A 15,409-nucleotide genomic window follows, 5' to 3' on the forward strand; every position below is an offset into this window, starting at 1 on the left:
TGGAACGAGCCGTCACTCTGAAGTAGGGTTCGATGACCGCGTCGCTGAACGACGCGGTCACGAAGATTGCGGACCGGATCGGCGCAGTGGCAACGGCAGTGAAGCCTATTCCGCCGCGGTCCCGGCCGCTGGCTGTACGTCGTCAACCTTTTGGCGCTTCGGAAGCACCCAGCCGGGACGGACGAAGTGGCAGGTGTAGCCGCCCGGGCGCTTCTCCAGATAATCCTGGTGATCGGGCTCGGCCTCCCAGAACTCGCCGACCGGCTGGACCTCGGTCACCACTTTGCCATCCCACAGCCCCGAGGCATCCACATCGGCGATCGTATCCTCGGCGACGCGCTTCTGCTCCTCGTCGACATAATAGATGCCCGACCGGTAGGAGAGCCCACGATCATTGCCCTGGCGGTTCAGCGTCGTCGGATCGTGGATCTGGAAGAAGAATTCCAGGATGTTCCGGTAGCTCGTCACTGTCGGGTCGAAGACAATCTCGATCCCCTCGGCATGCGTGCCGTGATTACGATACGTGGCGTTCGGAATATCGCCGCCCGTGTAACCCACACGGGTCGAGATGATGCCGGGCCGCTTGCGGATCAGATCCTGCATGCCCCAGAAACATCCTCCTGCGAGAACAGCGCGCTGATGCATGTTAAGCCTCCTCTACTTGATCGAGATATTCACCGTATCCCTCGGACTCCATCTCGTCGCGCGGGATGAAGCGAAGGGACGCTGAGTTGATGCAGTACCGCAGACCGCCGCGGTCGGAAGGACCATCGGGGAACACATGGCCGAGATGACTGTCTGCGTGTACTGACCTGACCTCCGTCCGGACCATGCCGTGTGCGCTGTCCCGCACCTCGTTCACGTTTGCCGAAACGATCGGCTTGGTGAAGCTGGGCCAGCCAGTACCCGAATCGAACTTGTCCGTCGAAGCGAACAGTGGCTCTCCCGACACTATGTCGACGTAGATGCCAGGCTCCTTGTTGTCGTTGTACTCGCCCGTGAAGGGCCTTTCGGTGCCCGCCTCCTGGGTAATTCGGTGTTGCTCGGGAGTCAGGTGGTCGATTGCTGTCTGTGACTTTTCAAACTTCATTACAGTCTCCAATACTTATCTAAATAGCTGTTCCGAATAGTAGATCACCGGAGGAAGGGAACTCAGTCCAGTTTGTGCGATCTGATTAGTCGCTAAACAAAACAAGCCACACCCAAAGGACTGAGTTGATGCCTATCCTACCACCTCTGCCACGACCACAACGGCGCCGCATTCACAAAATCATCCATGCCACCCGTGATAAAGGACATGCTCGTCGCTTGATGGCCATCTTGCTGTTACATGAAGGACGCACGATCACCGATGTTCATCACCTTACCGGCGCTGCGCGCTCGACCATCGGTCGTTGGCTTCGGTGGTATCGAGATGAAGGCATAGATGCGCTAGAAGCCTTACCGGCTGGCCGTGCCCCAGTCTTACCTATCGCCAAGATTGTCACCTTACTGGTGCTGCTCATGCAGTTTTCTCCGCAAGATTTTGGTTATCAGCGCAGCCGTTGGTGTACTGAACTATTGGCTATAAAAATCAATCGATTAACAGGGCTCAATGTGGCAGCCTCCACGCTCCGCCGATGGTTACCTCGTATGGGCATTGTCTGGCGCAGGCCCGTGCCGACCTTGCGGATAAAAGACCCAGCCTATCAGGAAAAAATGGCGAATATCGACGCCGCGCTGGCCCGCTGTGATGCCGATAATCCGGTGTTTTATGAGGATGAAGTCGATATAGACCTCAATCCCAAATTAGGAGCCGACTGGATGTTCAGAGCGCAGCAAAAGCGGGTTGTCACACCGGGGCAGAATGCCAAGCATTATCTGGCAGGCGTTCTCCACGCAGGCAACGGAAGGGTACTTTACGTCAGCGGGATCAAGAAAAACTCATCGCTGTTTATTGCCATGCTGGAAAAGCTGCGCCACCACTACCGACGAGCCAAAACCATCACGTTGATCCTCGATAACTACATCATTCACAAAAGCAAACAGACCGAGCGATGGTTGAAGAAGAATCCCAAGTTCTGCCTGGTGTTCCAGCCAGTTTACAGCCCTTGGGTTAATCACATAGAACGGCTATGGCACAAGTTACATGAAACCATCACGCGCAATCATCAATGCAGAGGGATGGCAAACCTGCTGGCCCGAGTGAAACACTTCATGGATACCGTGTCTCCTTTCCCGGGGAATGGCTATGGCACAGCGAAGGTGTAGCACTATTGGGATCAGTTATTTAGAGGGCCAGGCACGCTACCGCTAATTTTTTATGTCTCCTGATTTGCTCCTACAATGGTAGTGGGATGGCAAACGAGGTTTTACTAAGTGTTGGAAAATTAGAGATTTAAATTTCGCGTCTATTAGTTCTAGCGCAACTGAGTGGTTAAGCAAGTACGTAATCAGTAAATATTAAAAAAATAACACAAAAGCACGATTATATAATACAGTGTCAGTGTTTTATGATAGGCGGTTGCAGGGGCTGAGTGCAACACGGTTATTGAATTGAAGCAGGCGCAGCATGATGCATTCCTACCACCTCTGTCATGACTTCAATCGGGCACTTCCAGTTGAAGCGTTTGCGCGGGCGAATGTTCATCAGGTAAGCGATCTCATCCAGCTGCTCCTGGCTGTGTACCGACAGATCTGTGCCCTTGGGCAGGAACTGGCGAATCAAGCCGTTGATGTTCTCGTTACTGCCTCGCTGCCAAGGGCTATGCGGGTCGCAGAAGTAAATGGCTACACCAGTGTTTTGCGTGATCTCGGCGTGCTTGGCCATCTCCCGGCCCTGGTCGTAAGTCATGCTCTTGCGCACCGCCAACGGCATCCGATTAAGCGCTGCACTGAAGCCCTCCATCGCCGACGTGGCCGTCGCGTCGCGCATCTTCACCAGCATCAAGTAGCCGCTGGTCCGTTCAACCAATGTACCGACAGACGATGCATTGGCCTTGCCTTTGATCAGGTCACCTTCCCAGTGTCCTGGCATAAGGCGGTCTTCAATTTCAGGCGGGCGCACGTGAATACTGACCATGTCGGGAATTTGCCCACGACGGTCAACGCCGCCACTGCGAGGTCTTCGCGAGCTCTTGCCCTGACGCAGGCAGATGATCAGCTCCTTACGCAACTCGCCAACCGGCAAGGCGTAGATCGCGTTATAGATGGTCTCACGACAGACGTAGGCGTCTTCAAAACTGGGAATGCTCATGCTGCGCAGCTTGCCGGCAATTTGCTCTGGAGAAAAGCGTTGGCGCAACAGGGCGATAACCAGCTCAAACAGTTCGCTGCCGGGCAGCAACCTTCGCTTCGGCCGACAGGCCTTGCGCCGGGAAAGAGTTCGGCTCTGAGCAGCATGGGCAACGTACGCAGCTTTCGGCCTACTGTTACGACGCAGCTCTCTGCTGACTGTGGATGGACTACGGCCCAACAGACCGGCGATTGCTCGCTGACTCAAGCCGTTCAGCTGGCCGATCTGGATCGTGACGCGTTCTTCAATGCTGAGTTCGTGATAGGACATAGGGCCGACACCTTACCGAAAGGTTCAGGTGTTGCACTCAGTTTCCGCGGCCGCCATAATCAACAACGCCTGTCAAGGCAATCGCATGAAGCTCACCTGAGACCTAATAGTTCAGCCCGATAATCATCAGAGGTTGCAGCAATCAGCCTTCGTGCCTTGATGCCACCCTTGCGCTTGACCGGATCCAACCGGATCAAATTCAATGTAAGTTGCTTGAGAACGGCCATGTTGTGGGCAGCATGCCCGGTTCGGATCCGCATCTGATCGTCACCAAAAATGACATCCATGCACCAGTGGACGCGGTTCTCCACGCCCCAGTGCGCCCTGATGGCATGTGCGATGCGCTCTGCATCCGGAGCAAGACTGCTGATGTAGTAACGGCGCTCCAGGCTGGTCTGGTTGCCCACAGTCCGCTCGGACTCCAGCATCACGAAAGTGCGCAGTCCTGGCCAGCGTTCTGGCTGTGGCAGGCACTGGAGTTGGTCGAAAACATGGCAGCGACGAACCTCCAGCCGGCCATGGTCCTTCTCGACATGCTCGAAGTGCGCATGGGGTACCCGGGCAGGATCGCCGTCCAAAAAGGTGTCAGCGAAGTCATCGATCGCTTCGGCCAGCTTCGGCTGGTTTCCCTTGATGGCCAGCAGATAGTGCGCCCCGCGATCGAGAATGGCCTGTGCAATGTCCGGCTGGGTACCCATGGCATCGATCGTCACGGTGCAGCCCTCAAGCGCCAGTGTGGCCAGCAGCTCAGGAATGGCGGTCTTCTCGTTGGACTTCTGGGAGGTCGCCCTCTGCCCGAGAATCAGCCCTGAATCAGCCGCAAAAGCGCTGACCAGGTGCAACGGGGCCGTGTTTTTCTTGCCGGAGCGGCGACTGGTCTTGCCGTCTAGGGCAACCACTTGCGGAGAAAGGGCCGGTAGGATCGCCGCAACCCAACAGCGGAAGGCCTGCTCGAACTCCTCTGGATCGATCAGGCTGAATAGCCGTCCAAAGGTGTCGTGTGAGGGAATGCCGTGGGGTAGTTTCAGAATACGGCGGAACCAGTCCAGCCGCTGCTCAGCCCAGAGTTCGATTTCGATGAAGGTGTCAGCGCCGGCAAGCACGCCGCAGATAGCCACGACCAGTGTTTCGACCAGGTCGTGACGAATCTTGCCCTGCTGACGGGGATCATTGATGGCGACCAGAACATCGGAGATTGGTATGTGATGCGACATTGCAGGGCATCCTGAGTAGAGAGGCGCTCAGGATGCCCGCTGGGAAAGGACTCATTCAAATCGGCAGGCGTTCATGCTATTGCCCTGCAACGCCTGTTTAGATGCTGGTAGATGCGAATTTTTTGGCGTACAGTCAAAATTTTCTGATGGTTGCTTAGTGTGTTGGCGCTGATGGAAAATTGACCCACCCTGCCGATTGAAATTTGACCCAGGGCGGATTGCTGATTTTGTTACCAGCAACTGTGGATAAGTCTACCAGCGCAGCTGCTGTTGCCCCCACTCCTTCGCTAGCCCAGTTCAGTTGTTTAAGACCTGCCACACGCAGCCATGTAGCAGGCCGTCGTCGCCATGAAATCAGAACGGCTCATCGTCCTCCGGTTCCTGGCCGCCCTTACGCTTTCGCTCCCGTGATTTGATCTTGGCCTGGGCCGCCAAGCTACTGTGTTGCAGGCGATAGGACTCGTTACCGGTTTCGACGATGTGGCAGTGGTGGGTCAGCCGATCCAGCAGGGCGGTGGTCATCTTGGCGTCGCCGAACACGCTCGACCATTCGGCGAAGCTCAGGTTGGTGGTGATCACCACGCTGGTGTGTTCGTACAGCTTGGATAGCAGGTGAAACAGCAACGCACCGCCGGCCTGGCTGAAGGGCAGATAACCCAGTTCGTCGAGGATGACCAGATCCATGCGCAGCAGTGCCTGGGCGATCCGCCCGGCTTTGCCGTCGTGTTTTTCGCGCTCCAGCAGATTGACCAGATCGACCGTGGAGTAGAAGCGCACGCGCTTGCCATGCTGGGTGATGCCGGACACGGCCAGTGCGGTGGCCAGGTGGGTTTTGCCGGTGCCTGGGCCGCCGATCAGCACCACGTTCTGCGCGTTGTCGGTAAAGCTCAGATTGGCCAGCTCGCTGATCAAGCGAGCGTCGGCGCTGGAGGCGCTGAAGTCGAAGCTGGCCAGATCGCGGTGCATCGGCAGCTTGGCCATGTTCATCTGGTGGCTCACCGAGCGCATGGCGCGATCTGTGTGCTCTTGTTCCAGCAGGTGTTCGAGCAGCCACTTGGACGAGGCTGTGTTCGACTCACCCTGTGCAGTTAACTCCGCCCAGGCCGTGGCCATGCCGTGCAGGCGCAGCTCCTTGAGTTCCGCCATCAAATCACGCATGACCGATCTCCTCGGTCTGGCCACGCAGGCGGTCGTAGCGCGCCGTGTTAGCGACGGGGGCTTCCTTGAGCGACAAGTGGGTTTCGACGCTGGGTGGTGGTTCGGTCGCGGCCAGGCGCGCCACGACATTGAGGATGTGTTCGGCGCTCAGGCTGCCGCTTTCCAGTACCAGCTCAACAGCCACCAGCACCGCATCGAGCCCGGCGACCGGTACGGCAGCCAGAACTTGCGCCATGATCCGGTCACCGCCGGCATGACGCCCCAGACCGTGCTTAAGCTGACGCAGCGGCGCCGGCAGATCAGCAAAGGGCGCGCCGTTGCGCAGCGCACCGGGCTTGCGTTCGATCAGCGGGAGGTAGTGCTGCCAGTCATAGCTGACCTGGTCGCGATCCAGCAAGCGGACATGGCTGGCGATCAGCGCGTCGTCAGCCACCACCTCGATTCGCGTCGGATACAAACGGCTGCTGACCCACTTACCCGCATACTCACACGGCACCGAGTAGCGGTTGCGCCCGACGCTGACCAGGCAGGTGCTGGAGACCCGCGCAGGCCGCTCGACGTAACCGTCGAATGGCGCTGGCACAGGCATCAGTTCAGCGCGCTCCAACTCCAGCACTTCGGCCACACTCAGCCCGCTGTATTGAGGGTGCGTCAGCTCGTTCCAAAGCGCGCGGCAGCGCTGGCCCAGCCAGGCATTGAGTTCCTCGAAGGAGTGAAACTGGCAGTCCTGGGCGTCTAGCCAGATACGCCTGCGGCTGTCTTGCACGTTCTTTTCAACGATGCCCTTTTCCCAACCAGCGGCGACGTTGCAGAAGTCCGGATCGAACAGGTAATGCGCGCACATCACCGCAAAGCGCGCATTCACCGCCCGGCCTTTGCCCTTATTGACCTTGTCGACGGCGGTCTTCATGTTGTCGTAGATGCCCCGGCGCGGCACGCCGCCCAAGGAGCCGAACGAGCGTGTATGGGCGTCAAATAACATCTCATGGCCCTGGCTCGGATACGCCACAAGCCAGAACGCACGGCTGGCACACAGCTTCAGATGTGCCACCTGCATACGCCGGTAAATGCCGCCGACCAGCAAGCCTTCCTCGCTCCAGTCAAACTGAAACGCCTCGCCAAGAGCAAAGGTCAGCGGCACAAAGGCCTGCGACGCCTTGCCCTGTCCCCCTCGCCAGGCACGGATAAACGCGGTGAGCTGGCTGTAGCCACCGTCATAACCTTCGGCTTTGATTTGCGCCAACAGCGCCTTGGCACTGCGCCGCTGTTGCTTGGGCCGCAGCGAATCGGCTTTTAGCGCCTGCTCCAGCGTGGCGTGAAAAGGGCTGAGTTTGTTGAAGATCGCGCGGCGTTGGTAGACCGGCGGCTTGGCCTCAGGTGCTCTGACCCACTTGCGAATCGTGTTGCGCGCCAACCCGGTGCGCTTGGCTATCTCATGCAGCGACAGCTTGTCGCGGAAATACATCCGGCGAATTTTGCCCATCATTTCCATACTGATCACCCTGTGTTCTCCTGCTCAAAAATTGAGCAGAAGCAGTTGAACACCTGGGTCAGTTTTCAGTCGGCAGAACAGCCTCTACTGGGTCAGTTTTCGGTCAGCGGCAACAATCAGGTGATCACGACCATTTAAGTTGGATACCGTGACATTGAAGTTGGAAACCGACCATTTAAGTTGGAAACTAAAAGGCCCTGCAATAGCAGGGCCTTTTTTATGCTTGGTTTGATAAAACGTAATTAAATTACAAATTAAGAATTTATTAGACCGTCGTTAGTAGATCAGTAGCATTCATATATCAAGGGCGCGGTATACTTTATACAAAAGTTTGCGTTATTACTCAAATTTCCCTATCGGGCTAAGCACCGGCATGGTGCCAAAGGATAATCTGGGTACCGAAGGAGGGCCAACGATAGGCACATGAAGGGGTAAAGCAACTCACCAACACATAATGGTAACAACATCAGCCATTCACAACACTAAGTATGCGATGTTCCGTCGTGGGCATTGCACCTAAACATTGAGCTAACGCAAGCATAGCTTAGATAATCTAAAAAATCCTAACTTGAAAATTCACTTCGATACCTCATTTTTGGTATAGTTGAAGAGTTCTTTGTTTTCCTCATATGTATTTCCTGAGTGTAATCATGATCGTAATTATCGACCCTTTTTTCAGTAAAGATGCCATATTGCGAACTTGTTACGGGTTTGCAGGTAATTTTAATTTCGAAATTCAAATGAAAAGTGGAATGTATTTCATTACTGTTGCGGCATTGGATACCACTCCGATAGCCAGCGACTTTGAGGCTGAATTTAAAAATGCGCTGATTGACCACGAGTTGCGGGTAGTGATTGAGGAAAAAACGAAGGTAGTGAAAGAGGCGTTGGTGTGTGCTGCGCTGCGTGAAGCATGGAGCGAACCGGTTGATGCGAAATAAATTTAAGAATAAAGCCTATTTTGCTGACAAAGATAAAGACTATACACTGTTTCCTTTTAACTTTGAACGCTTGAGTCAAGATGAAGTACTCATCGTCAATGCAGTTGGTGAATTTTCATTTATTCAGGATCGAGAATTGCAAGAATTGGTGGCTGGCGAACTGCCAACTGACACTGAGTTATATCAAGAGTTAAAACGAAAGAGTTTCTTGGCAGGTTCTGAGGATTCGTATGCACTGCGCTGTTTATCAGCCAAATACAGGCAGCGCAAATCTTTCCTCAGTGGCGGGCCGGGACTGCATATCTTTGTGATCACATTGCGTTGTGGAAATTCTTGCGAGTATTGTCAGGCGAGCCGCAAATCAGTGACATCGTCACAGCACGACATGTCACAAGAGACGGCCAGAAATGCGGTAGATCGGGTGTTCGAATCACCCAACCAGCGCATCACCATTGAGTTTCAGGGAGGTGAGCCTTTGCTCGCCTTCGATTTAATTAAATTTATCGTGGACTACGCTCACGAAAAAAACAGTGTGCATGGCAAGAGCCTCGTGTTTGTCATTGCCACTAGCCTGCAATACATTACCGATGAGATGCTGGATTTTATCAAGCTCCACAGTATTCAGATCTCAACGTCGCTGGATGGCCCAGAAGCGCTACACAACAAAAATCGGCCATCCTCATGTGGTAATAGCTATCAAAGTACCCTTGCGGGTATTCGAAAGGTGAGAGAGGCCATTGGCGATGAGGCCATCGCCGCCATGACCACCATCACCAAAGACAGTCTACCTTTTCACCAGGAGATCGTAGATGAGTATGTGAAGCATGGCTTCCATTCGATATTCTTGCGGCCGCTCAACATGTATGGCTTTGCCGTCAAAAGGGAAAGCAAGGTCAGCTATACCTCTGCCGAGTATTTCGCGTTTTATCAAAAGAGCCTGCAATACATCATCGATATCAATAAAGCAGGCTACTACCTAGATGAAGTCACGGCGTCCTTGGCACTGAACAACATGCTGACCGGACGTGCGGTGGGCTATGTGGATCTGCGCTCGCCCTGTGGCGATGGCACCGGGGTGCTGGTCTATCACTACAACAGCTATGTATACCCGTCCGATGAAGCCCGAATGCTCTATGACATGGGCGATAACAAATTCTGTTTGGGCTCAGTAGAGGCGCCCTATGTGGAGCTGATTTCGTCGGATGTGATGGGTGAGATATTGATGAGCGGGGTGGCCGAATCCCTTCCGGCTTGCGCCTATTGCGCCTATTTACCCTACTGTGGTGCCAACCCCATCCAGAACTATTCCCGTACTGGCGACTTGGGTGGACACAGGGCTAAGAATGACTTCTGCAATAAGCAGAAACCGTTGTATCGCCACTTGTTCAGCCTCCTTGAAGAGAACAAGGATGTATTCACTTCATGGGTCACAAGGGGTAAGTGAGCGATGAGCTTCAAACTGAAATTAAGAGCGGTCATTCATTATCCCTCTACAACTCGCCGCCCGTTGCGGGTAACGACAGTTGATAGCTACATCGCCACAGGAAGATCACCGGACGAGTTATGCCTGATCTACCCCGACGGGCAATATAGAGGCGAAGCCCTGCTTTCCATCAAGTGGGGGGCTATTGTCATTTATGACCATGCAACCCCGCTTTTTGACGGTCAAATCATTCACGTCACCGAGGAAGGTGAGCGCCTTGACGATGGCGACATCATTGTGACGTTAACGGATGCCGTGTATATCGCCTACAAGCAGCGCAGTGACTCCAACTCACTGTTCTTGACAGAGCGGTGCGATAACTTCTGCATCATGTGCTCGCAGCCGCCGAAAAATGTGGATGACGCGTGGCGGGTGAATGATGCACTGGACATCATTGATTTGTTGGACGATGAGCCGCGCACTTTGGGGATCAGCGGCGGTGAACCGACGACGTTAGGGGCGGATTTTTTGAAAATTCTGACCCATTGCCACCAGAAATTGCCGCAAACCCAGCTTCATATTTTGACCAATGGAAAAAACCTGAGTAATAGGGAGCTGATCGATGAGATTCAGCAGATTGGGCATGAGCGGGTGCTATGGGGTGTCCCATTGTATGGGGCAATGGCCCGCGATCACGATTACCATGTGCAGTCTCGCGGGGCATTCAATCAGACCATCAACGGCCTCTATCACCTAAAAACGATTGAACAGTCCATCGAACTGCGGATCGTCTTGACGAAAGATGTACTCAGAAATATCGAAGCGCTGTGTGAGTTTATTGTCAGAAATTTATCGTTTGTCTCTTTTGTTGCCCTTATGGGGATCGAATTTACGGGCTTTGCCAAGCAAAATTACGCTACGGTGTACTCTCCCATTGCTGAGCATTTGCCCGCGTTAAGCTCTGCCATGAATACCCTGAAAATGAATAATGTGCAGTACTGCCTTTACAATATTCCGCATTGTCACTTGCCGCTGAGTTTGCGCGATTTTGCCGCGCAAAGTATTTCCGACTGGAAAAATGGATTCCCGCAAGGTTGTGACGATTGTGCTTCGAAGGCAGTCTGCTGTGGCTTCTTTGCGTCGAACCTTGATCACAAGTCGGGTGTTTTAACTAAATCATTATGTAGTGTTGATGATGACTCTTATATTGGAGTAATAAATTTGTTATGAAAAAACTAATGTCCACGTTGCAGCGTTGGGGTGTACTGGGTCTGGGTGTGCTAAGTGGGCATGGGGTCACGGCTAGCGAAGCGCATCTCTCCGATGACGCCTTCAATCAGTTGAACTTAGACAACTTGCCCAACATGGAAGCCTCGTTGAACATGGATGTGAACAACCTCTATGCAGGCCACCGTTCACATCGCTCGCACAGTTCACATCGCTCGCACTCCAGTCATCGTTCTCACTACTCAGGCTACGGCACCTCGACCTATTCGGCCCCTGTCGCTGTGCCTTCGCGAGCATATGGCAGCAGTGTAAACAGCCTTAACCAAAGCTTGCAGGCCCCTCTCGAAGTCACTTCACCAGCCAGACGGCTGACAGCCAATGATAGCGCCATGATGGATCTGGTCATGCGGGTGCAATTAGCACTGTTCACCAAAGGCTATGATGTAGGTATTATCGATGGCAAGATTGGCCCGAAAACCCGCGCCCAGATAAAACGCTATCAGAGTGATAACAGGTTAAGTAGTACGGGAACACTGACGACCTCCTTACTCACAAGTTTGGGTATTCAAATTCAGTGAGTCATCCGGGCATTCTTAACTTAATTTAAAAAGGATTACAGATGAAAAAAATAACAATCACTCTAGCTTTCTTTGCTGCAATAATGTCTTCTAATATTTATGCATGGGAAGGTGTTGACAATGATTCTGGGAGTGACATTGAGATTGAAAGCGGTAATTTAGTAAGAGCTGGGGAGGAAATTGAATATTATGACCATGATTATGGAGAGTATCGTTCAGCGGATGTTGAGAGCGTAGAGTCTAGTGGTAGTGGTGCAGAGGTAGAAGTATATGATCATGAATCAGGTGAATATCGGACATTTGAAATGGAATGACTTCGCAGTTTCACTTGGGTAATACCTCTAATCGGTTGAGCACCGTGCCCTGACCAGCTAAGGAGGGTGCGAATAAGTGTCCTCTACAATAAAATTGAAATTTTTAGTCCTTAAAATTCAACTTGTTATAAAGGCATGGCATTGTGTTTGGTGGCTTATTCGCATCATCCCCCTGTGGGGGCGCTGTTCCCCCCATGGCCGGATCACGCTTAACCCACACCTCGTCAAAGCGTCTCGCGAGTGTATCGATTACGTCATCCTGCACGAGCTCTGCTACATTGCCGAGCACAACCACAGCGAGTCGTTTCGGCTGATGAGCCAAGTGATGCCAGGCTGGGAAAAGACAAAAGAGCGATTGGATGGGATGGCGGCTCGATTGTTGGCGTGAGTTATCTGATCGTCAGTCACTCCCACAGCCCGGCAGGTTACCCTTGCCGGGCTGTTTCTTTGGTACTGATGCCTTCTACTGATCCTCAAAGGATCCCTCTCATGGCCGAAAAGGCCATTTTTTCTGTGCAGAACAATCGATAGCCTCAGAATCATGCTCTATATCAGTTGTCCTCTTATATCTAAATTGGAATAAAAAACTTGTACTTATTATTTATAAAAATAAATATGCACTGTTGTGTGTATTTATGCGCATATAGGTAAGTTTTTGTTTTTAAAGGGGAAATATAAAAATTCAATACGTGTGGAGTTTTCACCACAGCAGCATCATCAGTTAATATTTATAAAAATAAATAAGATAAAACAACATCTTACGTTCATTCTTGTTGTTGACGATCCCCTGCCTGCTGACTAGGTTGTATGCAAGTCAGATAGGAGCGGTCATGAAACAAAAGATGGTTAAGCAGCCAATTATCACAGATGCGGAAATCGCCAAAACGGAGCGATACAACCGAGACATCCAGGCTTGGGGGTATCGGCCCTGGGTCACAGTGCGACAGTCCCATACCCATGGGCAGGGTCAGATTGTGTATAGTCACAAGACCAAACGTGAGCATCATCTGCTCAGCCGTGGTGAGCGACGCCCATTTTTTTACTTCGAACATGACCCAACGGTTATCGATATTCTGGAGCAGTACCCGTGCGTATTCCGGCGAAGTTGAACAGCCATTCCGGCCAACGTGAACACCCTGATCCTTAACGCGCTCACGTCACCCCGTTTCTAACTCGAGTGTTCAGATTGGGTCAACTCACTTCTCCTCTTTCTCATCGATTCTCCCTTCAGTGACAGCCGGTGAGCGTTGTGCATCAGCCGGTCCAGGATCGCATCTGCCAGAGTGTTGTCCCCCAAGCTCGCGTACCACTCTTCCGTTGGCAGCTGACTGACCACTACCGTCGAGTATTTCCCGTACCGATCATCCATGATCTCCAGCAGGGCGTTGCGCTGCTCGGCATTCACCGCTTCTAGTCCCCAGTCATCCAGGATCAACAGCTCTATCCTTGCCAGTTGACCCAGCAGCCTGGCGTAACTGCCATCTACCTTGGCCTGGCTCAGCTCAAGTAGCAGACGCGGCAGCCGGTAGTAACGAGTGCTATGCCCTTGCTGACAGGCTTGGTAGCCCAGCGCACAAGCCAGGTAGGTTTTTCCACAGCCACAGGGGCCGGTAATGAGCAGGTTCTGGCCCCGGCGCAGCCACTCTCCTTGGGCCAGGTTTGCTACCTGTGACCGCTCTAGGTTGCGTGCTGACTGGTAGTCCAGCTCCTGCACCGTGGCCTGGAGTTTGAGCCTTGCCTGCTTGACCAGCCGAGCTTGCTTACGCTGCTCCCTGCTCAGTTGTTCGTGTTCGACCAGCAGGCTTAGCCGCTCGATGAAGGGCAGCCCTTCGTAGGTACTCGCCTGTTCAAGTTGTTGTTGCACGGCATCCGCCATGCCGGTCAGTTTCAGGTTTCTCAGGCGGGTCAGGGTTTGTTGGGTCATGGGGCGTATCCTCTTTAGTGGAAGCTCTGGGGGCCACGGATGTTCTCGTGCTCTTGCGGTAACTCTGGGTAGCTCAGCGGGCTTGCGGGCAGTTGGTCGCGGCCACTGGTCAGCACCGACTTGAGCTGCTTGAGCCGCACCAGTCCTTCCCGGTTAGCCAACTGGCAGCAAGCCTCGACCCGTGATGGCGGATACTCTCGACTAAGACTCAGTAGACCCAGGCAGAGTCGGTATGCCTGCTCGGCATGGGCTTTTTCTTCCAGCCGTTCGCTAACCCAGCACAAGGTGCCCGGTCCGATGTCAGCAGCCCACTGCTTAAGACGCCCTGGCGTCCAGCGTTGCTGCTTGCTGTGACGTTCCGGCATGTGCTCAGGGAGCGTGCTCATCCCCGGGATGGTTTTACGTGGATGGCTCGCGACCAGCTGTTGCTGGTGATAGACCTGAAGCAGGGTATCGCCCGCATGGAGCTCCAGTTGCTGACCCACATACTGGTGCGGCACCGAGTAATGGTGCTGCTCATAGCTGACGTGATAGTCGATGTTGACCTTGACCGTTTTGATGGCGACATAGCGATAGGGATGCACCGGTAGTGACCCCAGTGCCGGGCGGTCCAACTGCTCAAACGCCTCGCGTCGGTTACCGGGCAGCTGCTTGAACGGGCGCTCGTTGAGCTCATTCAACAAAGCCCGGATGCACTGGTTGAGTTCGGCAAGCGAGAAGAAGGTCTGATGGCGTAGACGAGCCAGGATCCAGCGCTCGACGATCTGCACTCCCACTTCAGCCTTGGCTTTATCCTTAGGCTTATAAGGGCGAGCTGGCATCACTGCCACCTGATAGTGCTCGGCCAACTGCTGGTAGCTGGGGTTTAGCTCGGGATCGTAACGGCAAGCCTTGCTGACACCGCTCTTGAGATTGTCGGGGATCAGGAGTGCCGGGGTCCCGCCGAAAAACTCAAAGGCACGGACATGGCTTTGCAGCCAGTCCGGCAGTGACTGTGACCAGGTGGCCTCGGCAAAGGTGTAGTTGGACGCACCAAGCACGGCGACAAAGATCTGGGCCTGACGGATCTCACTCGTGGAGGGCGAGACGATGGGCACCGTGGGCCCGCAGTAGTCGATAAAGAGCTTTTCCCCCGCCTTGTGGATCTGGCGCATGGAGCGTTTTTGCAACTGACACCAGGACTTGTAACGGTCGCAGAACTGGGAGTAGCTGTAACAGCTATTGGGATAGCGCTGGGTGTATTCCTCCCAGAGCAGTTGTTTGGAGACCCCCTTGCGCTTGAGCTCCTGATGGACAGAGGGCCAATCCGGCACGACATGGCGGGCCGAGATGGTGGTATCGGCCTGCGGATAGAACAGGGCAGCCAGTCGGGCATCATCAAGCTCGGTGGGCAAGGGCCAGGTCAGGCCGAGCGCCTGGGCACTTTTGAGGAGTTTCTGGATGGAGCCAACGCTGACCTTGGTGCAGCAACTTATCTGGCGAACAGAGAGGTCAGCCTCCAGCCGCAGTCGCAGCACTTCACGAATTTTACGCATTGCAATCCTCTTGGCAGACATAGGCTCTTCCCTGGCAAAAGGGAGAGCGTATCAAAGGT

General features: G+C 53.7%; 16 protein-coding genes. 7 read left to right on the plus strand and 9 right to left on the minus strand.

All coding sequences use genetic code 11. From position 1 onward, the window contains the following. Positions 1 to 105 precede the first annotated feature (105 nt). Positions 106 to 645 carry a peptide-methionine (S)-S-oxide reductase MsrA gene (gene msrA / locus C3F36_RS22290; protein ID WP_003464967.1) on the minus strand — a complete coding sequence of 180 codons (540 nt, stop codon included), beginning with the start codon at positions 643 to 645 and terminating at the stop codon, positions 106 to 108. A gap of 1 nt (position 646) precedes the next feature. Further along, the gene (gene msrB, locus C3F36_RS22295; protein ID WP_003464965.1) at positions 647 to 1,090 is read right to left on the minus strand and encodes a peptide-methionine (R)-S-oxide reductase MsrB; all 444 of its coding nucleotides are present in this window, start codon (positions 1,088 to 1,090) and stop codon (positions 647 to 649) included. A 128-nt stretch (positions 1,091 to 1,218) separates the two neighbouring features. Here msrB and C3F36_RS22300 point away from each other — a divergent pair, with 128 nt between their 5' ends. Further along, positions 1,219 to 2,250 carry an IS630-like element ISAhy2 family transposase gene (locus C3F36_RS22300; protein WP_001809438.1) on the plus strand — a complete coding sequence of 344 codons (1,032 nt, stop codon included), beginning with the start codon at positions 1,219 to 1,221 and terminating at the stop codon, positions 2,248 to 2,250. A 277-nt stretch (positions 2,251 to 2,527) separates the two neighbouring features. On the opposite strand, the gene C3F36_RS22305 is transcribed toward C3F36_RS22300, so the two are convergent. The 4 genes from C3F36_RS22305 to istA (C3F36_RS22320) all read right to left on the minus strand — a co-directional run bounded on the left by C3F36_RS22305 (position 2,528) and on the right by istA (C3F36_RS22320) (position 7,408). Further along, positions 2,528 to 3,544 carry an IS30 family transposase gene (locus tag C3F36_RS22305; protein WP_090523474.1) on the minus strand — a complete coding sequence of 339 codons (1,017 nt, stop codon included), beginning with the start codon at positions 3,542 to 3,544 and terminating at the stop codon, positions 2,528 to 2,530. Between the two features lie 92 nt (positions 3,545 to 3,636). Beyond that, positions 3,637 to 4,758, minus strand: a complete 1,122-nt coding sequence (locus tag C3F36_RS22310; RefSeq protein ID WP_010455375.1) for an ISAs1-like element ISPa60 family transposase — start codon at positions 4,756 to 4,758, stop codon at positions 3,637 to 3,639. Positions 4,759 to 5,112: 354 nt separating this feature from the next. Beyond that, on the minus strand, positions 5,113 to 5,916 hold the full coding sequence (istB, locus tag C3F36_RS22315) for an IS21-like element ISPst3 family helper ATPase IstB (protein WP_104455939.1): 804 nt from the start codon (positions 5,914 to 5,916) through the stop codon (positions 5,113 to 5,115). Then, positions 5,909 to 7,408, minus strand: coding sequence for an IS21-like element ISPst3 family transposase (istA, locus tag C3F36_RS22320; RefSeq protein WP_024012635.1), 1,500 nt, complete (start codon positions 7,406 to 7,408; stop codon positions 5,909 to 5,911). The genes istB (C3F36_RS22315) and istA (C3F36_RS22320) overlap by 8 nt, the downstream gene beginning before the upstream one ends. A gap of 650 nt (positions 7,409 to 8,058) precedes the next feature. On the opposite strand from istA (C3F36_RS22320), the gene hxsD reads away from it, so the two are divergent. From hxsD to C3F36_RS22350, 6 genes are all read left to right on the plus strand, one after another. Continuing rightward, positions 8,059 to 8,349: a His-Xaa-Ser system protein HxsD gene (hxsD, locus tag C3F36_RS22325; RefSeq protein ID WP_157868080.1), complete on the plus strand. Its 291-nt coding sequence runs from the start codon at positions 8,059 to 8,061 to the stop codon at positions 8,347 to 8,349. Continuing rightward, entirely contained in the window at positions 8,339 to 9,793 is a 1,455-nt protein-coding gene (gene hxsB, locus C3F36_RS22330) for a His-Xaa-Ser system radical SAM maturase HxsB (RefSeq protein ID WP_011899284.1), read from the plus strand. The genes hxsD and hxsB overlap by 11 nt, the downstream gene beginning before the upstream one ends. Before the next feature lie 3 nt (positions 9,794 to 9,796). After that, the gene (gene hxsC, locus C3F36_RS22335; RefSeq protein WP_011899283.1) at positions 9,797 to 11,002 is read left to right on the plus strand and encodes a His-Xaa-Ser system radical SAM maturase HxsC; all 1,206 of its coding nucleotides are present in this window, start codon (positions 9,797 to 9,799) and stop codon (positions 11,000 to 11,002) included. 8 nt (positions 11,003 to 11,010) lie between these two features. Then, positions 11,011 to 11,577: a His-Xaa-Ser repeat protein HxsA gene (gene hxsA, locus C3F36_RS22340; RefSeq protein ID WP_158513278.1), complete on the plus strand. Its 567-nt coding sequence runs from the start codon at positions 11,011 to 11,013 to the stop codon at positions 11,575 to 11,577. 41 nt (positions 11,578 to 11,618) lie between these two features. Further along, positions 11,619 to 11,891: a DUF5334 family protein gene (locus tag C3F36_RS22345; RefSeq protein ID WP_042657574.1), complete on the plus strand. Its 273-nt coding sequence runs from the start codon at positions 11,619 to 11,621 to the stop codon at positions 11,889 to 11,891. Positions 11,892 to 11,967: 76 nt separating this feature from the next. Continuing rightward, entirely contained in the window at positions 11,968 to 12,279 is a 312-nt protein-coding gene (locus tag C3F36_RS22350; protein WP_011899280.1) for a M48 metallopeptidase family protein, read from the plus strand. Between the two features lie 376 nt (positions 12,280 to 12,655). Here C3F36_RS22350 and C3F36_RS23480 read toward each other — a convergent pair whose 3' ends face one another. The 3 genes from C3F36_RS23480 to istA (C3F36_RS22365) form a co-directional block, all read right to left on the minus strand. Then, the gene (locus tag C3F36_RS23480; RefSeq protein ID WP_158656181.1) at positions 12,656 to 12,943 is read right to left on the minus strand and encodes a hypothetical protein; all 288 of its coding nucleotides are present in this window, start codon (positions 12,941 to 12,943) and stop codon (positions 12,656 to 12,658) included. 116 nt (positions 12,944 to 13,059) lie between these two features. Next, positions 13,060 to 13,815 (minus strand): IS21-like element ISAs29 family helper ATPase IstB, encoded by a 756-nt coding sequence (gene istB, locus C3F36_RS22360; RefSeq protein ID WP_104454438.1) that lies wholly within the window; start codon positions 13,813 to 13,815, stop codon positions 13,060 to 13,062. Positions 13,816 to 13,829: 14 nt separating this feature from the next. Further along, the gene (gene istA / locus C3F36_RS22365; RefSeq protein ID WP_104454439.1) at positions 13,830 to 15,371 is read right to left on the minus strand and encodes an IS21-like element ISAs29 family transposase; all 1,542 of its coding nucleotides are present in this window, start codon (positions 15,369 to 15,371) and stop codon (positions 13,830 to 13,832) included. Between the last annotated feature and the right edge of the window lie 38 nt (positions 15,372 to 15,409).

Origin of the sequence: Aeromonas sp. ASNIH2 (assembly GCF_002934795.1) — a bacterium.
Lineage (GTDB): Bacteria > Pseudomonadota > Gammaproteobacteria > Enterobacterales > Aeromonadaceae > Aeromonas > Aeromonas caviae.